We start from the raw sequence: 25,192 nt of genomic DNA, 5'->3' as shown, positions 1-25,192 counted from the left end.
CCAGCTATCAACAATGGGCGATAGTCACAGCGGCTCGTTTGGACAACGAAAACTTTCATCACTCAAGGGCCTGCGGTGGAGCGCGAGGTGCGTGGTCAGCGAGCAACACGTCGAAGATCACCAAAGGGCCACCGCACACGGGGCAGATAAACGTGGGCCGTGGTGCGCTCGCCTGCGCGCCAGTCTCCTCGGTCGGCGGCTGATGCAGCAGTGCGCGCGCGCATGGCACTGTCTGTGCGCGCACCGTGTTGGCAAATAACCCGTAATGGCGGATACGGTGAAAGCCGTGCGGTAGCACATGCTGTAAAAACCGCCGGATAAACTCGTCGGCCTCAAGTGTCAGGGTCTTGTAGCGCGTACGGCCTTTACACCGATAGTCTTTCCAGCGGAACGTGACACGGTCCCCGTCGTAGGCCAGCAGCCGGCTGTTGGCGATCGCCACCCGGTGGGTGTAGCGCGAGAGGTAGGCCAAGACCGCCTCGGGGCCGGCAAAGGGTCGCTTGGCATAGACCACCCACTCCTGCTCGCGCAGCGGTTGGCACCACTCGGCGAAGGCGTCGGGCTCGGCGAGGGGGCGCAGCTCACCGAAGAACGCGAGTGTGCCGGCGGCGTGCGCAGCACGTAACTTCTCCAGATACAGCCGACGAAACAACCGCGAGAGCACCCGCACCGGCAAAAAGAAGCCGGGCTTGCAGGCGACCCACTGCGTGCCGTCAGCGGCCACCCCCCCGCCGGGGGCGATGCCGTGTACATGCGGGTGATGGGTCAACGCCGAGCCCCAGGTGTGCAGCACCAGAGTGAGGCCGAGCCGTGCACCGAGATGCTTAGGGTCGCGACCAATCGTGAGCACCGTCTCGGCGGCAGCCTTGAACAGCAGGGCGTACATCACGGCCTTGTTCTGATAGGCCAGTCGGCTGAGCGATGCCGGCAGCGTAAACACCAGATGGTAGTAAGGCACGGGCAGCAGCTCGGCCTGTCGCGCGTCGAGCCAACGCCGCGCGGCGGGTGCCTGACACTTCGGGCAGTGGCGATTGCGACACGAGTTATAGGCAATCTGCGTGTAATCGCAGTCCGTACAACGCAAGGCATGGCCGCCGAGCGCGGCGCTGCGGCAACGTTCGATCGCTGCCATGACTTTGCACTGCCCGAGACTCAGGTGGCCGGCCTGTTGCGCGCGCCACACCGCGCCTCGGTGGCGGAAAATATCCGCCACCTCAAGGCCTGGGCGTGTCATCGCGAAACCGCTAGTGCAGAGGTGCCAGTGTCAACGCATCCAGGGGACTCGGGGTCTCGCGCAGGGTGTGCGTGGCCACCTGCGCATAGAGCGCGGTGGTCTCGAGCTTCTTGTGCCCCAGCGCCACCTGGATCACGCGAATGTCGACCCCCTGCTCCAACAGGTGGGTGGCAAAACTGTGACGCAACGTGTGCAGCGACACCCGCTTCTCGATGCCCGCAGCGCTGGCCGCGGCGTGACAGGCGCGATTGAGCTGTCGGGTCGTGAGCGGGTTGATCGGGTTTTGCCCCGGGAACAACCAGCCGCCGTCGAGCATCCAATGCCGGGCGTGGGCGATACGCCACCAGTCGCGCAGGATCGCCAGCAACGCCGGCGACAGCATCGCGTTGCGGTCCTTGGCGCCCTTGCCCTGCTCGACGTGCAGGATCATGCGCTGGCTGTCGATGTCGTTGACCTTCAGGTGCAATACCTCGCTGGCCCGTAAGCCCGCCCCGTAGGCCACCGACAGCGCGGCCTGATACTTGGCATTGGCAGCGGCCGCGAGCAGGCGCGCGACTTCGTCGGCACTCAGCACCGTGGGCAGGGTCCGCGGTGTGGATACCTTGGCCAGCTTGTCGGTTAGTTCGCCGCGCCCGAGGCTGACGCCGAAGAAAAAGCGCAGCCCGGTGATCGCCGCGTTGATGCTCGCACTCGAGGTGCCCCGTTCGACCAGGTGCAACTGGTAGCCGCGCAGGTCATCGGCGCTCGCCGTATGGGGTGAGCGCCCCAAGTAATCGGCGAACTGCTGGACCGCACGCAGGTAGTTGGTCTGGGTACGGGGGTTGAGCTTGCGCAGGCACATGTCGTCAATCATGCGTTGACGCAAAGGGCTGAGGGGTTTGGTAGACTGTCTCATGGGGTTGCTCCTGTGTTGAGCGTTGGATTACGTCACCCTTAAGCTCAGCACAGGACAGCCCCTTCCTGTAATCGATGTCATGTGATGTGTGTGCGCGGTCACAGGACGTGGCGCTTATTACCGCGCGAGCGGTTTAGTTCATTGGCTGTTCTCTGAAGTTGACCGCAGCAATGAAAATAGTCACGCTCTTTGATTTGAGAATTCCGCAAATCCCGCTTTAGCGGTCATTGCTCAACGAGAGTCATTGCTGGTTTCTCGCTCGCCAAAATGTCCGGTGACTAAACCATAGCTGAAGAATAAGGCCTACCCTGCCAGGCATCATGCCGCCTTAAATCAATTCGTATCGAATTTTTTTCGCTGTCTCTGTGAGGATATTGGCCATGACAGGATCTTTCAGTTCACGATGGAAGATCGGCCGCTTGGGAATCGCGCGCTGACCGCGCTCAAAAAGCGCGATCGCGGGTTCATTGCCATACATGGATGAGCAGTAGAGAATGCCGTCTACTTTCGGATAGGCCAAATAGAGTTGCTGCGCCCAGCGTCTCGCCCGGGGCCTTTGTCCTGAGTGAATGGCCGTGGAGGCGCCAATGGCTGTCGCAAAGGTGCCGCGAAGACTCAGCAGCGTCAATGAGCCCCTCAGTTCAAAGCCCGCGAGGATGGGGTCGCGTGAATAGCGGTCAATAATGCGTGTTGCCTGAAACACTTCTGCCAGGCAGGTCGGGATGGATTCGCTGCCGGCAGCCAGGTACATAACGCCCCTCTCTTGTACCTGGGGAAGCCCATCATCATCTGGCAAGTGATGGTCAAAACGACTGGCGGAAGGACCGTAGTGCCTAAAGGCATCCCATGTGCTGGGATAATCTCCAGCGGCGAAAAAAAGGCGGGCGACCGTAGTGCCAGCCGCCAGCGTTTGGGTTTCTACGGGAATTTCGCGCAATGCCTCGATACCCGGCGGCTCGGGGAACTTAGCTTTAGAACTATGTGGGGGCATCAAAGCTCCCTAGCCAACAGTTTCACTGACTCCGGCGAATGTCCAGTCAGCAACCAGTCCCGCGGGCTGAGGGCCCGCCCCAGCGTATCCGATTCGAGATCCGGACTGACTGTCAGAAAGAAACGCTGTACGGCCACCGGGTGCGCCTCTCTGCTGATCACCTCAAGCACGGATTCCAGACCGGGTAGAGTGCTACCATCAGCAAATTGAAATTGGGGGCAGACCCGACCTGAGGGGCCATCGATAGCATAGAGCGAACCACTATCAAGCCGTTGTCGAATACGGCTGGTGCTCACGCTCAGGCGGGTGGCCACTTCCTGCTGGCTATGGGCGGTAGCCACCATCTGGGCGTATTCCCCAGCGATAATGGTCACATTCGCTGAGGCAGCGTCTTTATTGGCGCCCCCTACCCCGATGGCGCCGCCTTGGCGTAAAAAGGTCTCTTCTTGCTCTGACAGGGCATTGGGCATCAGCGGCACCGTGTAAATCGGGTGTGCACGCAGGAAAGCCGCCGCCGCGGAGGCAAGCGTTTCAATATTGTTGATGCCCGCATCCTGGAGAGTACGCAGGTCCTGTTCCGCCAGCATGATTAACGCCCTCTTCGTATGTTAGTCATAGTTAATAATAGGCCAAATGCGACAGCACTGCAACCGCATGGGGGGAGACAAAAGCCAAATATTGAATATTAACTCAAGACTGTACGCCGGAGGCTCAGGATCACCGGTGTGCAACCCGGACTGAGCAAAGACACACAGCGCGTATCGCGCTGATACCCCAATCCACCTCTGCGATACCCGGCAGACGGCATTTAGCGGTCTCGAAGCGGCAATACCGTGGGCCCGGAGCCGACACTAGCGGTTCAGTTGATAGACATCCTAGACGAAGCACCACTGATCCCTGAACTGCAGACGGTAGCCTCACCTCCCTGGCAGATCAATAAACAACCAGGTTTGGTCAGCTCCCTGTGAAGGGTTTACCGACATCACGATCAATGGTCTCGCGGGACTTCAATAGCACCTGTTGATATACCTTGTGCAATCGATTCGAGAAGTTTTCCAAATCGATGGAAGCCTGGATACTGCTGACTCAGGTAATCCATTTGCAGGCGAGTGGCACTGTCCATGATGATTTTAAAGGCCGCCATGTAATCATAAACCGTTGTCAACAGTTGTTCGTTACCCGAGTCGGTCTCCGGAAACTTACACACGTGCTCGTCGATGAGCTTGGCCAAATGCCGTTGTTCCGCCGTGAGTTGCTCCATTGTCAGTTCCAGTCTCCTCGTCATGGTGAGTAGCCAGTGTTACACAAATCGGATCAACCTGTTTAATATTGCCAGCCGCCTAACCAGGACATTGCCATTGCGCATGATATCGTTTAGCGTTGCGTGGCTTTTTATTCTTATCGTGAATCCTCAGATTGTCAATAAGCTGCAACTCCTTGTGTGGCAGAGCATCATTTGTCGCTCATTATCTGAACACAAACAAAAAGCCTTAGACGATTATGCTCCTCAATACAAAAATTAGACTTATGGGTTACTGATCACAGCATGCCTGTCGAATTCCTCACCAAAGACCAGAAGAAATCCTACGGTAAATATAACGGCTCCCCGTCGAAGACGCAGTTGGCTCACTACTTTTTCCTCGACGATAATGATCTTGAAATTATTCAACAGCGTCGCAAAAAAGCTAATCAATTGGGCTATGCATTGCAACTGTGTACACTGCGTTTTCTCGGTACCAACGTTAATAACTTGAATGTGATTCCATTAAGGGCCGTCCATTATGTGGCTTCTCAACTGCAAATCAAGGACATTTCAGCCCGACATCATTACACAAAAGCAGCGAAGCAAGAACATCTCCGACAGATAAAGGAGATCTACGGTTACACCGAGTTTAGCGACCCCTCATCCAATTTTCGCCTCCTTCGCTGGCTTTATGCTCGAGCGTGGGTCGGAGACGAAAGACCCAGCATTTTATTTGATATGGCCACGCGCCAATTGGTGGCAGCAAAGACCATTCTACCTGGCGTCACCACACTCAGCCGACTGATTTCCACAGTGCGCCAGCGAGCCTTTTCCCGCATGGTCAACAAAATCAACAATTTGCTCAGTGATAAGGATCGCAACAACCTCGACTCACTGACCGTACCAGGGCCGACAGAGCACACCAGCGTGTTAGACTATCTTCGCTCCCCTGTGGACAACGTCAACAGCACATCGATTCTGGCAGTTCTTCAACGGCTGTCGATGGTAAGGGAGTTGGCTGTAAATTCGATTGACCTGTCCAGCTTGCCAAGTAATCGCGTCCTGAACCTCGCTAAACGTACGATGAAAGCGCATGCGATCAATATCAGAAGGATGACCGCGGCCCAGCGACCCGCCTTTCTGGTGGCTTTTGCGCAATACATGGAAGTGAAGCTGATTGACGATAGCCTCGATCTCTTCGAGGCCTTCATTGCGGATATTCAAAGACAAGCAAGACTTCAGGCGCAAAAACACCGCTTGAGAACATTGAAAGACCTGGATGAGGCGGCGTTGTTACTCGCCCAGGCTTGCGATGTGCTTTTAGATGGTGGTGTTGAGGCCCATGATTTGAGGGGTAAGGCATTCAGCCTTGTATCTAGCAAGAAAATCGGTGCAGCGATTGAAACGGTGAGATCCTTGGCGCGTCCGAGAGGTGATCAATATCAAACAGAGTGGATAGCGCAATACAACCGCATAAAACGATTTTTACCCAGGCTTATGCAGGCGATAGATTTTCACAGCACTAATGATGGAACCCCGGTTCTTAACGCAATCAAGCAGCTGGTGGAACATGGTTTTGAGGGCAATGATTCGACAAAGTCATCGTTTAAACCAGTGCTATCTTTGATTTCCAAAAACTGGAAGAAGCACATTGTCAAGGAGGGCGAGGTTGATAAAAGCGCTTACTGTGTTTACCTTACAAAGTTATTTCGAGACAACTTGCAAAGGCGTGAAATATACGTAAAACCAAGCGAGCGGTGGGGGAATCCAAGATTGCGCTTACTCCGGGGACACGAATGGCAACAGCTTAAGCCCAGTATTTGCCGTGCGCTCAACCTCAGTGAAGACCCTGCGCCCAAAGTCCAGGAACTTGTCGACACCGTCAATCAAAGCTATCTGGATTTCCTAGCGAATTTACCTGAAAATCCGAGCGTCAGATTTGAGACCAAAAATAGTAAACCGCATATTATTCTGACACCCCTTGAAAAGCAGGATGAACGAGAAAGCCTGGAGCTTTTAAGGGAACGAGTCAAGGCGTTGATGCCTTATGTTGACTTGCCTGAGATTCTGCTGGAAATCCACTGCCAGACAGGTTTTGCCGATGAGTTTTTTCATATCAGCGAAGAAAGTAGCCGTGTCTCTGATCTGCCCATCAGTATCTGTGCTGTCTTACTCGCAGAGGCCTGTAATATAGGAATAGAACCTCTGATAAAGCCAGGTCACCCTGCGTTGAGTCGCCGTCGACTAACATGGGTGAAAAAGAACTATCTCCGCGCAGAAACAATTGCCAAAGCCAATGCTGTTCTTGTCGAATACCACGCTGATCTGCCGTTAGTAAGACTGTGGGGTGGCGGCGAGATAGCTTCAGCGGATGGGTTGCGATTTATTGCCCCCTCTCATACGGCCTACACGCGTTACAATAAAAAGTACTTTCACTCCAAACCCGGTGTGACCTACTACAATTTTCTGACCGATCAATACGCGGGATTTCACGGGCTCCTGATACCCGGGACGGAAAGAGACTCAATCTATTTGCTTGCAGGTTTGCTAGAGCAACAAACGGCTCTGGATCCGAAGGAAGTGATGACAGATACGGCCGGTACCAGTGACATCGTTTTTGGGCTTTTTTGGCTGTTAGGTTACCAATTCAGTCCTCGCATAGCGGATATCGGTTCAATGCGGTTTTGGCGGTTTGACAAAGAAGTTGACTACGGCGTGATGAATGCCCACTCCAAAAATTACATGAAGCAAGAACGTATTTCCAACCACTGGGAGGATATGCTACGCATCGCGGGTTCGCTCAGAACCGGAAAGATTGGTGCCGTGGAACTCATAAAGACGCTACTGAGCTCGAAGCGACCTTCAGCGCTGGCCAAAGCCATCGCCGAAGTTGGCAAGGCCAATAAAACGATACATGGCCTTCGTTATCTACGTGATAAGAAGTACCGTCGCATCATTCTTAGCCAGCTTAATCGGGGCGAGAGTCGCCATACATTGGCGAGAACCATCTTCTACGGCCGACGAGGGGAACTGCGTCGCCCTTACAAGGAGGGGCAAGAAGATCAATTAGGGGCACTGGGTTTGGTGCTCAATATCGTGGTGTTATGGAATACCTTGTATATTGAGGCCGTACTGCAATATCTGAAAGCCAATGGCCACAAAATAAACCGCGAGGATGTCGCCCAATTGTCGCCTTTAGGTCAAGAGCATCTTCATGTACTTGGCCGGTACTCATTTGACATCGACCCTAATGTTGAAGCGGGGGGATTGAGACCCATTCGAGTAACTGAAGATGACGAATTTCCCTGAGTAATTAAACCGGATGCAACGGTGTCAGGCACCTCATCTCCTTTCCGAGCTTGAATTGATGAAGGACAATAAGTAGGCTTACGCCAATAGCTCAGCGCCTGCCCTTTCACTACAAGCATGCAAGCTACGCCACCGCTGGGTCATTTCCCTGCCCATACCGCCCTGATCAACAAATATACTGAATCACTGTAATCAATTGATATTAAAGGGGTATTTTTCCCTTAACTAAGGTTTCCGTACCGTTGATGGCCAACCCCCAACAAGCCGTGTTTCTGGATGGCCGCTACGGTATTGCCGGGTTTGACCACACCAACCCAGCAACCTGGGAGCCCACCATGGGAGAACTGGTTACCGCAGGAGTAAAAATTATTGCCCCACCGATCTGGATGTTACTGGAACTGGATCCTGCGGGTGAGATGGTACCTTCCACTTACGCCAAAGCCGCCAAAAGTGCTGGACTCGACATCATTACCTGGACACTGGAACGTGATGGCCCCTTGAAAAATGGCGGCGGCTGGTATCACCAGACGGTAGCCAGTTCGATCAACAACGACGGCGACACCATGAACGTTCTGGATGTGCTTGCTAAAGATGTGGGCGTGATTGGTGTGTTTTCTGATTGGCCCGCTACTACCAGCTACTACGCCAATTGTATGAACCTTAAATAGTCCTGTCGGTGGTCGCATTCTGTGGAATCAGAGTGCGACCATCAGATTAACCAATGGAGGTTATCCCATAAATGCAGTCGGAAGAAACATCTCCCTCTGCTGCCCAGCAAAGCTACAGCAATAATTACTTGAGAATACCGTTAAGAATCAGACGGGTAACATCCTCAACAGCTTGCTTTTTTTGGGCCGCACTTAATTGCTTGTTACCATTGAGCGCCTTAACCTGATAATCATAATCTGCATAATATTGTGTCGAGGACCAGATCATATTCAGAAGACTCTGTGGTTGCACAGGATATATTTTACCACGATCAATCCAGGACTGGATTTTTTGAGTCACTGTTTCATCCCAGGTCACCAATGCCTTTTTGATCTCTTTACCTAAGATTGGCCCACCCTGAATAATTTCCATCGCCCAGACTTTAGAGCCCTTCGGGCGAGAAAAAGAGTGTTCCATCTTGGCCTGGATATATTGCCGAAGTACCTCTTCAGGTTCGTCCGAAATTTGAAAAAACCTGGCGTCCTGCATCCAGGCATCAAGAATATCTTTCAGCAGTACCGCATACAGGTCCTGCTTGGTTTTAAAGTAATAATGCACATTGGCTTTTGGCAGGCCTGCCTTATCAGCAATTTCCTGAGTTGAAGTCCCGTTGAAGCCTTTTTCTGCGAATAACGCTTCAGCTGCAGCGATAATCTGGCGGGTATTGGCCTCGCGAATATCAGACTTTCTGGCTTTGCTTGGGGTCTTTGGATTTGGCATAAATCAGGACATCTTCACTTAAGAACAATTTCTGGCGATATTTTCGCACATTCGGCATAGTCATGGCCACGTATAGACTCCCAATTTATAGCGATAATCGAATCCCCATGTCTTTCATTCTCCGATTCGCGCTATGCCTTTATCGCGATGTACCAAAAATTCTGTCACCGGCATCACCAATTCCGGGCAGTATGTAGCCTTTTTCATTGAGTCCTGATTCGATAGACGCGGTAAAGACCGTAACATCAGGATGCGCCTGGTGAAGGGCCTCCAATCCTTCTGGTGCGGCCAGCAAGCAAATAAACCGGATGTCTTTTGCCCCCTTGCTTTTGATGTGATCGATAGCTGCTACTGCAGAGTGTCCCGTTGCCAACATGGGATCCACCACCAGACTCAGTCGATCTTCCAGCTGTTGAGGCCCTTTAAAAAAATACTCAACCGCCTCAAAGCTTTCGGGATCTCGATAAATACCGATGTGCCCTACCCGAGCGGAAGGGACTAGTTCAAGTAAACCATTTAGAAGACCATCGCCAGCTCGCAAGATGGAAAAAATGCATAGCTTCTTTCCCGCCAGAGTCGGTGCATTCATTTCAGCCAGAGGTGTTTCTATATTCTTAAGTGTCATGGCCAAATCACGAGTTGCTTCATAACCCATCAGCAAGCTGATTTCTTTTAAGAGCATCCTGAATTTTCCGGAAGCCGTAGAACGATCTCTCATTATTGTCAGCTTGTGTTGAATAAGAGGGTGATCTATTTCAACCACGTTTCTCGTCATAGATTTTGTCCTTTGAATCGTTTCATTCACGCCTGAGTAACCGCTCTATTCATATCTTCTTCTGAGATTAATTAAATGTTTATTCTGACCTCATGGTCAAGTTATTTAAAAAAATTATTGCCATAATTTTAAAATTAAAATAGCCTTTAATTTCCTGACCAACTGGACAGGTTTTATTTTGGTGCAAGACCTAATTTTTCTTATAAATTATGTATTTTTTTGGTGCACAAATCGTTTAAGGGCGACTAATGACAGACTACAAGCGTTGGTACGATATGGAGTTTTCAGGCGACGACGACCTGAAGTTCCTCATGCTCGAAGCGGAAAAAATCAGGGATGCATCCTGGGGAGATACGGTCACTTACTCCAAAAAAGTGTTCATTCCGCTGACCAACATGTGTCGTGACGAGTGTGGATATTGCACCTTTGTAAAACATCCAGATCATCCAGATGCCAACATCATGAGCCTGGGCGAAGTAACAAAGACATTACGTGAAGGCGAACAAATGGGATGTAAAGAAGCCCTGTTCAGTCTTGGCGAAAAACCGGAATTACGTTATTCAAAAGCCGCAAAAATATTAAGCGGTTTGGGTTATGTTCGTATGGTGGATTACTTGCAGGACATGTGCGAATTCACCCTGCTAGAAACCAGTCTTGTGCCTCACGTTAATGCCGGCACCTTGAGCATCGATGAAATCAAACAATTAAAACCCGTCGCTGCCAGTATGGGCATGATGCTCGAAAGCCTGAACATGCAACTCATGCGCAAAGGCGGCCCGCATTATCGCTGCCCGGACAAATCTCCCAAGTTACGATTACAGACACTGGAAAATACCGGAAAACTTCAGATTCCATTTACCACGGGTTTACTGATTGGCATCGGCGAAAGCTGGCAGGATCGGATCGACGCCTTGATGGCAATCAATGAAATCCATCTTCAGTACGGTCATATTCAGGAAGTCATTATCCAGAATTTCAGATCCAAACCCGGCACTGCAATGGCCGACTATCCAGAACCAGATCTGAAAGAAATGCTTAAAACACTGGCTGTAGCGAGACTCATTTTAGACCCTTCTATCAGCCTTCAGGCACCTCCCAATCTACATCAGCACCATGCTAACTACCTATCAGCAGGCATTAATGACTGGGGAGGAATTTCTCCGTTAACACAAGATTTTATCAACCCCGAATGTGCCTGGCCAAATATTGAAACACTCTCTGATCACTGTTCGCGCCAGGGATTTCAGCTTAGAGAAAGACTGACGGTGTATCCCGATTATCTGACAACTGAGTATGTGGATAAATCCATTATCCATCGGCTTATTGCCACCGCTGATGCCAGTGGACTTGTCACTAATTTTAGGTAAGGACGTGTTATGAACCTTCATTTCTCTAATGTATCAAAACCCGTAGCCAAAATACTGGATCACGTACTCAATGGTGATGAATTGAGTAAACGAGATGCAACCACATTATTGAAGACCGATGGTGACGACCTCAAGGCAGTCATGGATGTTGCTCACACCCTACGCCTGGCCAGCAAGGGCAATACCACCAGCTATGTTGTTACCCGAAACATTAACTTCACCAATGTCTGTTACATGGCCTGCCGATTCTGTAATTACGGTAAGTCTAAAGACGACACCTCAGCGGAGCTTTTGTCACTGGATGAAATAATCTCCCGAGCCGTTGAAGCACATCATCGTGGCGCAACAGAAGTATGCATTCAAGGCGGATTACACCCTGATATCTCTCCTTATTTTTATCAGGATATTGTTCGATCCATCAAAACGGCCTTACCCGACCTTCACATTCATGCGTTTTCACCTTTTGAAATTTATTATGGTGCGCGAAAAAGTCGTAGCAGCTACAAAGACTTCTTAACGGATCTAAAACTCGCAGGTCTCGGCTCTATACCCGGCACTGCAGCTGAAATTCTGGACACTCAGGTTCGACGACGTCTAACAAAAAATAAATTGTCAGCTCAGGCATGGCTGGAAATCATAGAAACAGCCCATAACGTAGGGCTTTCTTCTACCGCCACCATGATGTATGGACATGTGGATTCTGAACACCACTGGGCAGATCACATGATCAGAATACGTGACATCCAGAAACGTACCGGTGGATTTACCGAATTTGTACCTCTCGGCTTTGTGCACTATGACTCGCCGCTGTATCTGGAAAGCGATGATGTAAGACCTGGACCGACCCGACGTGAGCACATTGCGATTCACGCTGTCGCTCGAATACTGTTTCACGGATACATTGATAATATCCAGGCGTCCTGGGTAAAGCTTGGTCCTCAGTTAGCCATGGAATCACAAACTTTTGGGGTCAATGACCTGGGCGGCACACTGATGAACGAAAGTATTTCCAGAGCAGCTGGCGCCCTTTACGGACAGGAAGTGACTGCGGATGAAATGCAGCGAATGATTCACTCTGCAGGTTTCACACCCCGCCAAAGAACCACCTTGTACGGTGATGTTAAACCAGAGATTAGCATATTGGGTCACAGCCCATTGGAAGAGAGAAGCCACTGGCAAGAACAGCAAATCCCGGCGTGGGAGGTTGCATAAATGTCGATGCTTCATGGTTCTACGACATTGATAACAGGCGGTGCCGGCGGTGCCAAATTTGCCGAAGGCTTAAACTGCCTCATTGCCCGGGAGAAGCTCAACATTATTCCCAACATTGGCGATGATGATGTGTTTCATGGCCTGTGGGTCTCCCCTGATGTAGACACCCTGCTGTACACACTCGCGAATGATATTAATCGGGAACAGGGATGGGGCTTAAAAGATGATAGCTATACCGTATTGGGTCGCCTTGCCAAGTTAGGGCAGGCTGACTGGATGAAACTGGGTGACAAGGACTTTGCCACCCACATTGTCAGAACCATGATGCTGGCGCAAGGAAGCGATTTACAAGAGATAACCTCTCACCTTGCAGACAAGCTCAATGTTCGCGCCAATATTATTTTGCCCAGCCGTCAAACTGTTCAAACACGACTTCATACTGCCCAGGGCACTCTGTCGATGGAGTCCTATTTCGTTGAACATGGCACAAAGCCACAAGTAGAGCAGGTAGAATTTGTCGGTGAGGGCCTGTCTCAGGCTAATTCAGAATGCATCAAGGCTCTGGAATCGGTTGAGACTGTACTGATATCACCCAGCAATCCGATTCTCAGTATAGCTCCGACACTGAGTATTCAAGGTGTGCAACACGCTTTGAGAAATACAGCTGCACACAGAATTGCCATTTCCCCAATCATCGCAGGTCAGTCGGTGAAAGGCCCCGCATGTGAAGTCATGTCCGCCTGTGGTTACTCACCTACGGTTACGGGTGTCGCTGAGTTCTATCATGGACTGATTGATGCTCTTGTCATTGATCATGCCGATGAACATCACGCGACAGACATCAGACGCATGGGTATTGATGTCCTTGTCACTGACACGCTCATGCCCAACATCAGCCGTCGAATTCAGCTCGCGAAGGAAGTCTTGTCCTATGCAGCAACTGAAAAATTGGCACGCAAGCAGAAGGGGGCAGCGTGATCCATCGAGTCAATATCGTTATTCCTGTGAAATTGTTTCGTCTGGCAAAGTCCCGGTTGAGTACTGCCCTGCCCTCTGCTTCACGACAGAGATTAATGCAATCACTGTTCAGGAAAAACCTAGAATTTCTCCACGAGAATTTTCCTGGCTGTCATCTTTTGGTGGTCACCCCAGACCGACTTGCGGCACAGTGGGCAAAGGCTCTGGGAGCCACTGTCTTGCTGGAAGACGAATGTGAAGGCCTCAATGCCGCAATCGAGAAAGCAACCCGCTGGAGTGTAGAACGCAAGTTCTGCAGTCAACTTATATTCTTCGCGGATATTGCCGGCCCAAAAGCCGAAGATGTCGATCGGCTGCTGCAATTTACCGGCAAACAAAACAGTCTGGTCGCAGTTTCCGCGACAGACGGTGGAACGAACGCCTTGCTAGCCAACCCACCCCATATTACGCCCCACATATTCGGTGAACACTCTTACCTTCGATTGCAACGTTATGCTCAAAAAAATGATATCCAGTTTGTCGGATTAAATCTTGAAAGCCTGGCTCTGGACATTGATCGCCCTGCGGATCTTTTGATGTTGAATGACAGTCAATTTTTGGAAGCGGCCTCATGAGTTCTTCAGCAACCATTACTGCACTTAAAGGAATTCCGGATATACAAGCCGGTGATTGTCTGGGAGATATTCTTGCTGACTCACTGTCTGGCAATCACATCACCGTAAAAACCCATACGATTTTATTGATTGCTCAAAAAATCATTTCAAAAGCAGAAAACCGCGCGGTTAATTTAGCGGATATCACAGCCAGCGATGAAGCCAGAGAATTGGCAGAAAGAACGGCCAAAGACCCGCGAAAGGTGGAGATGATTCTCAGAGAAAGCGCCGAGATCGTTCGCATCAGAGAGGCCGACGTCAATGGTCAGGGTGGCGTTATTATCTCTCGCACACACGCAGGTTTTGTCTGTGCCAATGCTGGCATTGATGAGAGTAATTTATCCGATAAAGACCAACTGTTACTGCTTCCCGTCGATGCCGATCGCAGTGCACAACAACTGGCAGAGGCACTGGAACAGCGGATAGGCGCGAGACCCGGCATTGTGATTACGGATACGTTTGGACGCCCCTGGCGCAATGGGCTGGTCAACATCGCCATTGGTACCGCCGGAGTGCCGCCGATTAACAACCAGGCCGGTGAAACCGATGCCTGGGGCAGAACACTGACCGTGACCCAGCCGGCATTTGCTGATGAGCTCGCTGCCGCTTCCGGTTTACTCATGGGAAAGGCCGATCGAACTCCCGTAATCGTTTTTGAAGGGCTGAACTGGCAAGTACGTCAGAGCAGTATTGGTGAGTTAGTAAGAAGTCAAAAAGAGGATTTATTTTTATGACTATCGCAATTATTGGGGGTACAGGGCCACAGGGGCGGGGTCTCGCTCTTAGGCTGGCTAAAGCCGGATTTTCCTGTGTGTTGGGTTCTCGAGATGGCCAGCGTGCTTCCGATGTCGCCCATGAGTTGTGCGAGAAATTATCTTGCCAACTTATCTCTGGCACAACGAACGAAGAGGCCGTTTCACAAAGCACAGATCTTGTTGTGATTGCTGTTCCCTTCAACGCACATGAGGCGACATTGACCACACTGCGAGAACAACTATCCGGCAAGACCGTTGTTGATATTGTTGTCCCACTGGCTGAAGGCGATCCCAAAGCCGTCGATATGCCACCTGAGGGCTCAGCCACCGAACAGGCTCAATCCATTCTGGGAGACACCTGTGATGTTGTCGGTGCCTTGCATAATGTTTCTGCCCACCAGTTATCCAAACTGGATGAAGCAATCAATTGCGACATCCTGGTCTGCGGCAACTCACTGGCTGCACGCCAGAAAGTGATTGAGTTATTAGAGGCCTGTGGCATGACTGCGTTAAACGCTGGACCGGCCAGTAGCGCCCGCTGCATTGAAGCTATTACCCCGATTTTAATTCGATTGAATATCTCTAAATCATTCCCGCATAAACATGTCGGAATAAAAATAGCGCCACCTGAAGCAGCTTAAACACTTACTTACGTTCAATTTATTGTCAGTTTTTACATTTACTGAATTTTCAGATCATTAGGAGTTTTATCGTGGAATTCGGAATTACATTTAAAGGGTTTGTCAGTCCTGATCGGGCGCGTTATCTGGTACGCCAGGCAGAAGCTGCCGGCTTCACCTATTGCTGGTTTTACGACTCACATATTTTGTGGCGCGAGTGCTATCCGGCAATCGCAATGTGTATGGAACACACCAAAACCATGAGATTTGGTCCCTGCGTCACCAACCCGAAAGCGAGGGACTGGTCACTGGCAGCCAGCTTGTGGGGCAGCCTTGCCTTACAAAGTGATGGTCGAATTGATGTCGGCCTGGGACGTGGTGACAGCTCAGTACGAGTGATGGGCAAAAAACCTGCGACCATTGCTCAGATGACGGAGTTTACCCAAAAAGTTAAAGCCATGATTCGCGGTGAAGAAGTTTCCTACGGCGAATGCCCCGAACCCGTCAAATTCCCCTGGGCTACCGGATATGAGCTGCCGATATGGATTGGCGCTTATGGTCCCAAAGCTCTGCAGGCAGCGGGTGAAGTTGGCGATGGGGTCATTTTGCAAATTGGAGAGCCTGAACTGATTAAGTGGTTTTCTCAACAGTGCTTTAACGCAGGCGCTGCAATAGACAGAGACATGTCCAACTTTAAAGTGCAGGCCGCGGCTCCTGCTTATTTCGGCAGCAAAGAAGAGTGTATTGAAGCAACCAAATGGTTCCCAGCTATGGTGGGTAACCACGTTGCAGATATTGTAGAGAAGTACGGTGCAGACAACCCTGACATCCCTTCAAGTCTGACCTCTTACATCGAAAACCGTCGTGGTTATGATTATTCAAAACACGGTCAGAGCGACAACCCCTATCTTGATTTTATTACCCCTGACATTGTGGACAGTTTCTGTGTACTCGGACAACCCGATGATCACATTGAAAAAATCAAGCAAATGCAAACATCCGGTGTGACCCAATTCAATATCTACCTCGACAATGGTGATGAGGAAAACATCATCGCTCAATATGGGAAACACGTAATTCCTGCCATAAATGGCTAAATCTCTTAAGACAGTGGCTTCCAATACAGGATAGTAACGATGACCAGAGCTTTAAGAAACGTTAGTGATTCTGAAATCAAGTTGTTAAGTATCTTTCACAGAGTGGTTGCCCGTGGCGGTCTTTCCGCTGCAGAGCTGGATCTTAACATCGGCAGATCAACCATTAGCCGACATCTTAAAGACCTGGAAGTCCGTTTGGGAGTCACTCTCTGTCAACGAGGCAGTGCCGGCTTTGCCCTGACAAACGAAGGCAAGGAGATATATCAGGCGTCCATTGAACTGTTTGAGGCCATCCATCGCTTCAAATCAATTGCCAACGATATACAGGAAAATCTCAAGGGCGTTCTAAAAATCGGACTCTGTGACAAAGTGATGGGTAATCCCAACAGTTTTGTAGCCCAGGCTTTGAGAAACTTTGTCAGAAATTATCCAGACATACGGATTGATATTCACACACAGCAGCTGAACTACGTTGAATCTTCGGTTATCTCCGGAGATTATCAACTGGGCATTGTTCCGATTCACAGGGAAACATCCTCCCTGGAGTACGAACCCCTGTTCGAGGAAAACATGAGTCTCTATTGCGGCCGAGGTCATCGTCTGTTCGGCAACAAGCAAGAGATTCCTTCGGATTCCATCAAGCGGATGAAGTTTGCCGCCATGGATGTCAATTCGCCCAACCAACAGATTTTCGAACGTCTTGAACTTCCCCGAACCGCCATTGCCCATGAACAAGAAGGTATCGCCCTGCTTATTCAAACTGGTGAATACCTGGGGTTTCTTCCTGATCATTACGCCAAGACTTTTGTTCAGGACGGCATCATGCAGCGTATCAACAACGATTACTTTCGATACAACTGCAATTTTTCAGTGGTCTATTCAAAATCACATAGGCCCGGTCGAATAGCATCAGAATTTATCGAGCATCTCTTGAATTCTCACCAGCTAAAGGTTTCATCGTTAAAAGATGTTTCTTGTCTATGAAACATTAGGTAGAAGAATATGGATTTACTCGCAGTCTGGTAAAAAATATAGTTGATTAAAATGGATTGGATTAAATTATGGCTCTGTTAATTCAAGGTGGAACTGTCGTAAACGACGACCTGTCCTTTGTCGCTGATGTTCTTTGTGACAATGGGGTGATTACCGCAGTAGGGGAAAACTTGCCTGCTGGGGATAATGTCGAGATTGTAGACGCCCACGGTTGTCTGATTATGCCGGGCGGTATAGATCCACACACCCATATGGAATTACCCTTTATGGGAACCGTTGCCAGTGATGACTTCTATTCCGGGACTCGTGCCGGACTGGCAGGCGGAACGACAACCATCATCGATTTTGTCATTCCAAATCCACAACAGGATATTCTGGAAGCCTATCAATTGTGGAGAGAAAAGTCCGAGAAAAGTGTCGCCGATTACAGTTTCCATGTAGCGATTACCTGGTGGGATGAAAGTGTCCGTGAAGCCATGGCCGTACTGGCGCAAGATCACGGCGTAAACAGTTTTAAACATTTCATGGCTTACAAGAATGCCATCATGGCTGATGATGAAGTCCTGATTAATTCATTCAAGCGCGCTCAGGAACTTGGCGCGATTTGTACAGTACACGCCGAGAACGGTGAATTGGTTTTCCAGCTGCAGCAAGATGTTCTCAATATGGGCATTACCGGCCCCGAGGGTCACCCATTATCACGCCCCCCGGAAGTGGAAGGTGAAGCTGCCAACCGCGCGATAGAAATTGCACACCTGATGAACGTTCCGATTTACCTGGTGCATACCTCTTGCCAACAGGCTGCCGATGCCATCGCCCGAGCGCGTGCCAATGGTCAACGGGTTTACGGCGAGGTATTACCGGGCCATCTCTTGCTGGATGACAGTGTTTATCGCCATCCGGACTGGTCATTCGCTGCTGCGCACGTCATGAGCCCTCCATTCCGACCACAGGGTCACCAGGAACACCTTTGGAAAGCTCTGCAAGCAGGCAATCTCCACACCACTGCAACCGATCATTGCTGTTTTTGTGACCCGCAAAAACGCAATGGCATTGACGATTTCACCAAAATTCCCAACGGCACAGGTGGCGTTGAAGACCGGATGCACGTGATGTGGCATCACGGAGTCAATCAAGGTCGGTTAACGGAAAATGAGTTCGTTGCCGTAACCTCAACCAATGCAGCAAAAATCTTCAATCTTTATCCGCGCAAAGGCGTCATCCGCACCGGCAGTGATGCTGACCTGGTCATTTGGGATCCAGAAGCAACTCGCACAATTTCCAAAGAGACACACCATCAAAATGTTGATTTCAACATCTTTGAAGGCATGCAGGTTCAGGGGATAAATAAAGTCACCATCAGTCAGGGAGAAGTGGTTTTCCGTGACGGTGAAATTACGGCTGAACGAGGCCGTGGTCGATATTTGAAACGACCACTGTTTTCCGCAGACCATTCAGCACTTAAAAAATACAGCGCTCAGAGAGTTCCAAAGCCGATAAAAAGAGATCCATCATAACTACAGCTTCATCACTACGGCACCATAAACTTCTAATCATCATCTTGGGGATAACTCGATGACCACTAAGCGCAAAAGTATGTTAAGAAAATCCATCCTTAGTCTCGCAGTCATGGCTTCTGTACCAAATATTCAGGCTGCAGTTCTGGAAGAGATTGTCGTTACCGCTCAAAAGCGAGAACAGAATGCCAGTGATGTCGGTATTGCTGTGACAGCCTTTAGTGGTGAACAAATGAAACAACTGGGGCTGGAATCCAGTACCGATCTCATTGCATTTACACCAGGTGTGTCACTGGCCGGTGACATTGGTGGTCAGCGAGCTATTTTCAACATTCGTGGTGTAGTTCAAAACGATTACGCTGATCTGGCGGAAGCGCCCGTCGCAGTTTATGTTGACGGTGGTTACCTCGCCAGTACTCAGGCCCAGACATTTGGTTTGTTCGATATTGAACGGGTTGAAATCCTCAAGGGGCCACAGGGGACTCTGTTCGGCCGGAACGCAACAGGTGGCTTGGTTAACACCATTACTGCAAGACCCACCGCAGAGACTGAAGGTTATGTAGAATTTACCTACGCCAGCTTTGATCAATATCGTCTGGAAACGGCCATTTCAGGTTCTCTGGCGGATGGTGTCCGTGGGCGATTATCCTTGATGGGTAATCAGCAGGGGGAAATCCTCGACAATATTTATCAGGACGGTGCCGCTCCCGACACTCGAGGTGGCTCTGTTGGTGGCGGTGATGATGGATACAACGACGATACCAAAGCCGTTCGCGGACAACTGGAATTTGATATTGGCGATTCCGGTAATTTATTACTGAGTGCCAACTGGGCCAAGACCATTAAAAGTGAAGGTCCATACCAGTTTATCACTACAACCGAAGTTAAAGATGCTGCCGGTAACGTAATCGATGTGATTTATGCCAAAGACGACCCCATGGGTTGTGACACGATTCAGGCCGGCAGTTGTGTGGATGGGAACTTCAACGGCGATCCATACCGTCCCGTCCAGGGCGGTGACTTCAACGGCAATATAGATCCCGATGGGTCTGGCGAGAAGGTCAACAAGGATTTCGCATTTGATGATCAGAACGAAATTCGCTCCAAAGGCTTTGCTGCAACCTTTACCTATGACTTTGATGGTTTCGAATTCTTTTCGATGACCGACTATAAGTCATTCAGCCGGACCATCGGTCTGGATTCAGACCAGACTGCCTCACCCGAGCTTATTTTCCAATCCGACGGTGACATTGATCAGTTCAGTCAGGAATTTCGTCTGGCAGGTAGCACTGAATCCACCAAGTGGGTGACCGGCATTTACTATCTGAGCATCGATACTGATTACCTTCAAGGTTTGGGAGGATCACCAACGGCTGGCTATCTGGGCGGACTTGAACAGAACAGTGTGGTTGAAATGGAGACAGAGTCTTATTCCGTATTTGGTCAACTGGATTATTCACTTACCGACACCTTAACCTTGGTTACCGGTGCTCGTTATGTGCAGGAAGACAAATCCATGGAAGGTGTGGTTCTGACCAATGCCAATACCAATGATCGGGTGATAGAAGTTGACTACAGCGTTACACCTTCTGAAATTTATGATGATGATAACAATCAGGACCTTTGGTCTGCCAAAGTTCAGCTTGAATATTCACCCTCTGACGACAGTCTTTATTACATCGGTGTAAACCGCGGTGTTAAAGCCGGTAGCTTTAATGCTCCACTGGGTGGTGGCTTTGGCAAATACGACCCTGAAGAATTAGTCGCTTACGAAATTGGAGCCAAGCTTTCTTTCTGGGACGGAGGTGCTCGGGTCAATGCCAACGTTTTCCATTACGACTACAGTGATTATCAATCGTTCTCCTGGGTCAATAACGCCGGCGTGGTATTTAATGAGCAGGCAAAATTCACCGGTGCTGAAGTGGAAGTGTACCTGACGCCGACCGATGCTCTCGACATTATGTTTGGTGCTTCCTACATCGATGCCGTGGTTGAGGATCTGGAAGTTGCTTCAGGTTATTTTGAAGATACCACACCGCCATTTACACCGGAGTGGCAAGCTTCTGGCTTAGTCAGATACACATGGGATCTGACGTCTGGCAGTATCGCTGCACAACTCAGCGGTTCCTATCAGTCTGAGACTTACCATAACGCCAGAAACTACACAGCCCATGAAATTGAGAGTCACTTCAAAGCTGATGCACAAGTCAGTTGGAGAGATAACGAAGGTAAATGGAGTGTCATTGGTTTCGTTGATAACCTGACTGATTCAGACCACGAAATCATTGGTTTCGATGTATCCGGCTTCTATGGTACATCACAAATTTCCTATGCCAAACCACGTACCTACGGAATTACCGTCAAGCGTGATTTTTAATTACGAGAGAATCAATTCCTGTATTAAACCCATTGCTTTTATTGCTTGACATACAGTGAGTCTTGCGCCCTTTCAAAATCATTTTGGAAGGGATTTTTTATGTCTGTAGTTTTGAATTTCGCGCTCCATATTAGTGCTATTTATTTTTTCTGTCTTTATTTAGTGCGAAATTATCTTGTTTTTCATGGTGAGAAATTGTTCTTGACGGTAAAAAATCATTAACAACCTGACTATCGATACATTTTTAGGTGGAGTTTATGAGCACAAAAGAATTGTTGATTAATGGCGAACGGCTTTGGAACAGCCTGATGGAAATGGGAAAAATTGGAGCGACTGAAAAAGGTGGCTGCAATCGACTGGCCCTGACCGAGCTGGACAAGCAGGCTCGTGATTTATTCTGTCAGTGGTGTGAAGCCGCAGGTTGTACTATCAGCGTCGACAAGATGGGCAACATTTTCGCCAGAAGAGAAGGCTTGGACAGTTCCCTGGGCGCGGTCTGTACGGGTAGTCATTTGGACACCCAGCCAACGGGCGGAAAGTTTGATGGCGTTTTTGGTGTTCTGTCCGGGGTAGAAATTCTCCGTACGCTTCACGAGGGCAACATCCAGACTCGTGCACCGATTGAAATATCCGTATGGACTAACGAAGAAGGTTCCCGCTTCCAGCCAGCCATGCAAGGTTCCGGTGTTTATGTCGGCCGTTTTGATCTGGAAGAAGAGTGGGCCAAAAAAGATGTCAACGGCTATACCGTAAAACAGGCGTTGGAAGACATTGGTTACCTCGGCACAGAAGAAATTGGCAGCCGCCATATTCAAGCTTTTTTTGAAGCCCATATTGAACAGGGCCCTATTCTCGAAGACGAAGACAAACAAATTGGTGTCGTGCGCCTGGGTCAGGGCATCCGCTGGTATAACGTAACAGTGACCGGTCGGGAATCTCATGCGGGTTCCACTCCAATGCACTTGCGAGCTGACGCGCTTGCGGCAGCATCCAACATCATCGCCCAGGTTGAAAACATCGCTCATGCCCATAAACCTAATGGCTTGGGTACTACTGGCTTTATGCAGGTTTATCCCAACTCCCGTAATACCATCCCCGGTACCGTGACCTTTAGCGTCGATCTGAGAAACCCGGATCCAGCGGTTCTGGCTTCCATGGATCGCATGCTCAACGAATACTGCGAAAAAATGGCTGCTGAACGTGATGTCGATGTGGATGTGGATCACTTCTGGTATTTCGAGCCGGTAGAGTTTGCCGCTTCCGAAAATGTCAAAATTGCTGCCCAGAAGCTTGGTTATAGCCACATGGATATTTTCGCAGGAGCCGGGCACGATGCTTGCTACATGGCTGACATTGTTCCATCCGGCATGGTGTTTACACCGTGTAAGGATGGTATCAGTCACAATGAAATTGAATTCACTACCCCAGAGCAATGTGAAGCGGGCTGTAATGTACTGTTACATGCAATGCTGGAAGTAGCCGAAGTGGTTGATTCAAAAACAATCAAAAACTAATTCCGTTGTAACAGGTATCTTGCCATGAAAAACACCGATGATTTTTCGACTCTGGATCATAACCAGCCGCTGGATAACACACTCTGGAATGACGATTTGGAGCCGGCACTATCCAGTAAGCGCACCTGGGGCTGGTTACACATTTTTTCCTTGTGGGTGGGAATGGTGATTTCGGTACCGGCATATCTGCTGGCTTCCGGACTCATGCACGAGGGCATGTCGCCTCTGCAAGCCATTATTACCGTATTACTGGGTAATCTGGTGGTTCTGATACCGATGATTCTTATCGGCCATGCCGGTGCGAAATACGGCATTCCATTTCCTGTGCTGCTCCGTTCATCATTTGGCACAGTGGGAGCTCGCCTGCCCGGACTGTTGCGCAGTCTGGTCGCTTGCGGATGGTTTGGCATCCAGACCTGGGTCGGTGGCTTTGCCATTTACCAGATCCTGAACGGTCTGTTTGGCAACGCCTTTATCGGACAACCCATGCCTTTGATTGGTATCGATTTGGCACAACTGTTGTGTTTTCTCAGCTTCTGGGGGTTACAGGTCTTTTTTATCGCCAGAGGTATGGAATCCATCAAGTGGTTGGAAACTTTTGCCGCCCCTCTGCTGTTGTTTATTGGAGTTGCTTTGTTTGTATGGGCCTATATCAATACCGATGGTCTCAGTGGCACCTTCAGTCAACCTTCTGCATTTGTTGAAGGAGGTGAGAAGGAAGGTCAGTTCTGGTCTGTTTTCTGGCCGGGCCTAACCGCGATGGTCGGCTTCTGGGCAACCCTTTCCCTGAATATCCCTGACTTTACGCGATTCTCCAAAAGCCAAAAGGATCAGATTATTGGGCAGGCTACCGGACTGCCATTACCCATGGCGCTGCTGGGTTTTGTCAGTGTATCCGTTACCTCTGCTACCGTAGTTATTTATGGTGAACCCATCTGGGATCCTGTGGACATCGCCGGCCGTATGGGCGGGTTTACTGCGCTGTTTGGTCTGGTGCTGCTGATCATTGCGACCATTACGACCAATCTTGCGGCCAATGTCGTCGCGCCAGCCAACGGGTTTTCCAATCTGGCTCCCAAGAAGATTTCATTTCGCACCGGTGGATTTCTCACAGCAGCACTGGGGATTGCCATTATGCCCTGGAAATTGATGGAGTCTGCAGGTTCTTATCTGTTTGTCTGGCTGGTGGGATATTCGTCACTGCTGGGTCCTATCGCAGGAATATTGATTGCCGATTACTTTTTTGTACGCAAATGTCGATTACAACTTCAGGCGCTATATCAGCGTGGGGGAGCATATGAATACACTCATGGCTGGAATTTAAAAGCACTGGTGGCTTTTGCGTTAGCGGTACTGCCCAATATTCCGGGCTTTCTGGTTGCCGGTGGTATTATCGAATCGGCACCTGCGTTATTGATCAAACTCTACAACTATGCCTGGTTTGTCGGAGCACTGTTGGGTGGGGTTATTTACGGTTTGCTGATGTTTCTGTCAACTAGCGCGAAGGCCAATGGAACCATACCAGTAGCGGTTCGCGGTCAGGGTTAACAGGGGCTGCTTCAGCGCCCTTGATGACCTCAAACAAAGCCCTTCGCTGTCTGGCTGAAGGGCTTTTTTATGGGCGATCCTTTTTCAACTGGCACAGCTGTTTTTCCAGATCTTCGATTCTTGTCTGCTTCTCTTTCAAAAGCTGCTCCACGTCTTCAGCATCCACTCTTAAAGGAATGTGCTGCGGACAATTGCGATCCCAGGCCTTAACCGTAAATTCAATAATCTGCTCTGGCAGAGCCCGATATTGATCACGAGGCGGCATCAGGTTGGCCAATCGTTCAGGCTGGTCTTCAATGACCCTGGCACTTCCCCAGATTTTGATTCGGGTTTTATGCAAATAATCCATTATAAAAATAAAGGCCCGGGGGTTTTCCGAAAGGTTTCCCTGACTGATGTATTGTCGGTTACCTTTAAAATCTGCGAAGGCCAAGGTATGCCTGTCAATAATATGCAAAAAACCTGGTGGCCCACCACGGTGCTGAATATAAGGCTGACCATGACGGTTGGAGGTTGCCAGATAAAAGCTCCTCTGGTTAGTTAGGTAAACTTCCAGTTCGGGAGTGATGTCTGTTTGCCAACCGCCCTTTTGTTCCATCGCCGCATATAAGTCTCGAGATCCCTTACGGGATTGAATGGCCTTTACTCTGTCGGTAAAGGCAATATCACTTGGGTACACTTTGGCC

Annotated in this window: 22 protein-coding genes; 14 read left to right on the top strand and 8 right to left on the bottom strand. The window is 49.8% G+C overall.

Annotated elements, in window-relative coordinates; genetic code table 11:
- Positions 1–58: 58 nt before the first annotated feature.
- The 5 genes from KOI40_RS16290 to KOI40_RS16270 all read right to left on the bottom strand — a co-directional run bounded on the left by KOI40_RS16290 (position 59) and on the right by KOI40_RS16270 (position 4,405).
- Positions 59–1,234, bottom strand: coding sequence for an IS91 family transposase (locus tag KOI40_RS16290; protein WP_216098602.1), 1,176 nt, complete (start codon positions 1,232–1,234; stop codon positions 59–61).
- Positions 1,235–1,244: 10 nt separating this feature from the next.
- A complete protein-coding gene (locus KOI40_RS16285) occupies positions 1,245–2,129 on the bottom strand; it encodes a tyrosine-type recombinase/integrase (protein ID WP_216098601.1) in 885 nt (294 codons plus the stop codon).
- A 328-nt stretch (positions 2,130–2,457) separates the two neighbouring features.
- Positions 2,458–3,120, bottom strand: a complete 663-nt coding sequence (locus KOI40_RS16280; protein ID WP_216098600.1) for an RES family NAD+ phosphorylase — start codon at positions 3,118–3,120, stop codon at positions 2,458–2,460.
- Positions 3,120–3,707, bottom strand: coding sequence for a hypothetical protein (locus KOI40_RS16275; protein ID WP_216098599.1), 588 nt, complete (start codon positions 3,705–3,707; stop codon positions 3,120–3,122). The genes KOI40_RS16280 and KOI40_RS16275 overlap by 1 nt, the downstream gene beginning before the upstream one ends.
- Before the next feature lie 401 nt (positions 3,708–4,108).
- Positions 4,109–4,405, bottom strand: a complete 297-nt coding sequence (locus tag KOI40_RS16270; protein ID WP_233710335.1) for an arylsulfatase regulator — start codon at positions 4,403–4,405, stop codon at positions 4,109–4,111.
- Between the two features lie 261 nt (positions 4,406–4,666).
- Between KOI40_RS16270 and KOI40_RS16265 the strand changes: the two genes are divergently transcribed.
- Both KOI40_RS16265 and KOI40_RS16260 read left to right on the top strand, forming a co-directional pair.
- Positions 4,667–7,672, top strand: coding sequence for a Tn3 family transposase (locus KOI40_RS16265; protein WP_216098598.1), 3,006 nt, complete (start codon positions 4,667–4,669; stop codon positions 7,670–7,672).
- Between the two features lie 245 nt (positions 7,673–7,917).
- On the top strand, positions 7,918–8,340 hold the full coding sequence (locus KOI40_RS16260) for a PI-PLC domain-containing protein (RefSeq protein ID WP_216098597.1): 423 nt from the start codon (positions 7,918–7,920) through the stop codon (positions 8,338–8,340).
- A gap of 124 nt (positions 8,341–8,464) precedes the next feature.
- Here KOI40_RS16260 and KOI40_RS16255 read toward each other — a convergent pair whose 3' ends face one another.
- Together KOI40_RS16255 and upp are read right to left on the bottom strand one after the other, a co-directional pair.
- Positions 8,465–9,100: a TetR/AcrR family transcriptional regulator gene (locus tag KOI40_RS16255; protein WP_216098596.1), complete on the bottom strand. Its 636-nt coding sequence runs from the start codon at positions 9,098–9,100 to the stop codon at positions 8,465–8,467.
- A 139-nt stretch (positions 9,101–9,239) separates the two neighbouring features.
- A complete protein-coding gene (gene upp / locus KOI40_RS16250) occupies positions 9,240–9,905 on the bottom strand; it encodes a uracil phosphoribosyltransferase (protein ID WP_439653242.1) in 666 nt (221 codons plus the stop codon).
- 218 nt (positions 9,906–10,123) lie between these two features.
- Here upp and cofG point away from each other — a divergent pair, with 218 nt between their 5' ends.
- The 12 genes from cofG (at position 10,124) to KOI40_RS16190 (ending at position 24,506) form a co-directional block, all read left to right on the top strand.
- A complete protein-coding gene (cofG, locus tag KOI40_RS16245; protein WP_216098595.1) occupies positions 10,124–11,242 on the top strand; it encodes a 7,8-didemethyl-8-hydroxy-5-deazariboflavin synthase CofG in 1,119 nt (372 codons plus the stop codon).
- A 9-nt stretch (positions 11,243–11,251) separates the two neighbouring features.
- A complete protein-coding gene (gene cofH / locus KOI40_RS16240) occupies positions 11,252–12,454 on the top strand; it encodes a 5-amino-6-(D-ribitylamino)uracil--L-tyrosine 4-hydroxyphenyl transferase CofH (RefSeq protein WP_216098594.1) in 1,203 nt (400 codons plus the stop codon).
- The gene (gene cofD, locus KOI40_RS16235; protein ID WP_216098593.1) at positions 12,455–13,432 is read left to right on the top strand and encodes a 2-phospho-L-lactate transferase; all 978 of its coding nucleotides are present in this window, start codon (positions 12,455–12,457) and stop codon (positions 13,430–13,432) included. It abuts the gene before it with no gap.
- Positions 13,429–14,046 (top strand): 2-phospho-L-lactate guanylyltransferase, encoded by a 618-nt coding sequence (gene cofC / locus KOI40_RS16230; RefSeq protein ID WP_216098592.1) that lies wholly within the window; start codon positions 13,429–13,431, stop codon positions 14,044–14,046. Before cofD ends, cofC begins: the two co-directional genes overlap by 4 nt.
- Positions 14,043–14,819, top strand: a complete 777-nt coding sequence (gene cofE / locus KOI40_RS16225) for a coenzyme F420-0:L-glutamate ligase (RefSeq protein WP_216098591.1) — start codon at positions 14,043–14,045, stop codon at positions 14,817–14,819. Before cofC ends, cofE begins: the two co-directional genes overlap by 4 nt.
- Entirely contained in the window at positions 14,816–15,481 is a 666-nt protein-coding gene (gene npdG, locus KOI40_RS16220; RefSeq protein ID WP_216098590.1) for an NADPH-dependent F420 reductase, read from the top strand. The genes cofE and npdG overlap by 4 nt, the downstream gene beginning before the upstream one ends.
- 71 nt (positions 15,482–15,552) lie before the next feature.
- Complete coding sequence (locus KOI40_RS16215; RefSeq protein ID WP_216098589.1) at positions 15,553–16,557, top strand: TIGR03842 family LLM class F420-dependent oxidoreductase; 1,005 nt, start codon at positions 15,553–15,555, stop codon at positions 16,555–16,557.
- 39 nt (positions 16,558–16,596) lie between these two features.
- Entirely contained in the window at positions 16,597–17,541 is a 945-nt protein-coding gene (locus KOI40_RS16210; RefSeq protein WP_216098588.1) for a LysR family transcriptional regulator, read from the top strand.
- 77 nt (positions 17,542–17,618) lie between these two features.
- Entirely contained in the window at positions 17,619–19,067 is a 1,449-nt protein-coding gene (gene hydA, locus KOI40_RS16205) for a dihydropyrimidinase (protein ID WP_216098587.1), read from the top strand.
- 58 nt (positions 19,068–19,125) lie between these two features.
- The gene (locus tag KOI40_RS16200; protein WP_233710334.1) at positions 19,126–21,444 is read left to right on the top strand and encodes a TonB-dependent receptor; all 2,319 of its coding nucleotides are present in this window, start codon (positions 19,126–19,128) and stop codon (positions 21,442–21,444) included.
- A gap of 257 nt (positions 21,445–21,701) precedes the next feature.
- On the top strand, positions 21,702–22,958 hold the full coding sequence (locus KOI40_RS16195) for a Zn-dependent hydrolase (RefSeq protein ID WP_216098586.1): 1,257 nt from the start codon (positions 21,702–21,704) through the stop codon (positions 22,956–22,958).
- Positions 22,959–22,982: 24 nt separating this feature from the next.
- A complete protein-coding gene (locus KOI40_RS16190; RefSeq protein WP_216098585.1) occupies positions 22,983–24,506 on the top strand; it encodes an NCS1 family nucleobase:cation symporter-1 in 1,524 nt (507 codons plus the stop codon).
- A gap of 67 nt (positions 24,507–24,573) precedes the next feature.
- On the opposite strand, the gene KOI40_RS16185 is transcribed toward KOI40_RS16190, so the two are convergent.
- On the bottom strand, positions 24,574–25,185 hold the full coding sequence (locus KOI40_RS16185) for a pyridoxamine 5'-phosphate oxidase family protein (RefSeq protein WP_216098584.1): 612 nt from the start codon (positions 25,183–25,185) through the stop codon (positions 24,574–24,576).
- Positions 25,186–25,192 lie beyond the last annotated feature (7 nt).

The sequence above is a fragment of the Pseudomaricurvus albidus genome (assembly GCF_018863235.1).
Taxonomy (GTDB): Bacteria; Pseudomonadota; Gammaproteobacteria; order Pseudomonadales; family Cellvibrionaceae; genus Pseudomaricurvus; species Pseudomaricurvus albidus.
This window is presented reverse-complemented; position numbering and strand designations above follow the sequence as displayed.

What these genes read in the sequence shown, in the direction of transcription:
- KOI40_RS16290 (WP_216098602.1), bottom strand. Translation starts at nt 1,234, where the DNA reads ATGACACGCCCAGGCCTTGAGGTGGCGGATATTTTCCGCCACCGAGGC.
- KOI40_RS16285 (WP_216098601.1), bottom strand. Translation starts at nt 2,129, where the DNA reads ATGAGACAGTCTACCAAACCCCTCAGCCCTTTGCGTCAACGCATGATT.
- KOI40_RS16280 (WP_216098600.1), bottom strand. Translation starts at nt 3,120, where the DNA reads ATGCCCCCACATAGTTCTAAAGCTAAGTTCCCCGAGCCGCCGGGTATC.
- KOI40_RS16275 (WP_216098599.1), bottom strand. Translation starts at nt 3,707, where the DNA reads ATGCTGGCGGAACAGGACCTGCGTACTCTCCAGGATGCGGGCATCAAC.
- KOI40_RS16270 (WP_233710335.1), bottom strand. Translation starts at nt 4,405, where the DNA reads ATGACGAGGAGACTGGAACTGACAATGGAGCAACTCACGGCGGAACAA.
- KOI40_RS16265 (WP_216098598.1), top strand. Translation starts at nt 4,667, where the DNA reads ATGCCTGTCGAATTCCTCACCAAAGACCAGAAGAAATCCTACGGTAAA.
- KOI40_RS16260 (WP_216098597.1), top strand. Translation starts at nt 7,918, where the DNA reads ATGGCCAACCCCCAACAAGCCGTGTTTCTGGATGGCCGCTACGGTATT.
- KOI40_RS16255 (WP_216098596.1), bottom strand. Translation starts at nt 9,100, where the DNA reads ATGCCAAATCCAAAGACCCCAAGCAAAGCCAGAAAGTCTGATATTCGC.
- cofG (WP_216098595.1), top strand. Translation starts at nt 10,124, where the DNA reads ATGACAGACTACAAGCGTTGGTACGATATGGAGTTTTCAGGCGACGAC.
- cofH (WP_216098594.1), top strand. Translation starts at nt 11,252, where the DNA reads ATGAACCTTCATTTCTCTAATGTATCAAAACCCGTAGCCAAAATACTG.
- cofD (WP_216098593.1), top strand. Translation starts at nt 12,455, where the DNA reads ATGTCGATGCTTCATGGTTCTACGACATTGATAACAGGCGGTGCCGGC.
- cofE (WP_216098591.1), top strand. Translation starts at nt 14,043, where the DNA reads ATGAGTTCTTCAGCAACCATTACTGCACTTAAAGGAATTCCGGATATA.
- npdG (WP_216098590.1), top strand. Translation starts at nt 14,816, where the DNA reads ATGACTATCGCAATTATTGGGGGTACAGGGCCACAGGGGCGGGGTCTC.
- KOI40_RS16210 (WP_216098588.1), top strand. Translation starts at nt 16,597, where the DNA reads ATGACCAGAGCTTTAAGAAACGTTAGTGATTCTGAAATCAAGTTGTTA.
- hydA (WP_216098587.1), top strand. Translation starts at nt 17,619, where the DNA reads ATGGCTCTGTTAATTCAAGGTGGAACTGTCGTAAACGACGACCTGTCC.
- KOI40_RS16200 (WP_233710334.1), top strand. Translation starts at nt 19,126, where the DNA reads ATGACCACTAAGCGCAAAAGTATGTTAAGAAAATCCATCCTTAGTCTC.
- KOI40_RS16195 (WP_216098586.1), top strand. Translation starts at nt 21,702, where the DNA reads ATGAGCACAAAAGAATTGTTGATTAATGGCGAACGGCTTTGGAACAGC.
- KOI40_RS16190 (WP_216098585.1), top strand. Translation starts at nt 22,983, where the DNA reads ATGAAAAACACCGATGATTTTTCGACTCTGGATCATAACCAGCCGCTG.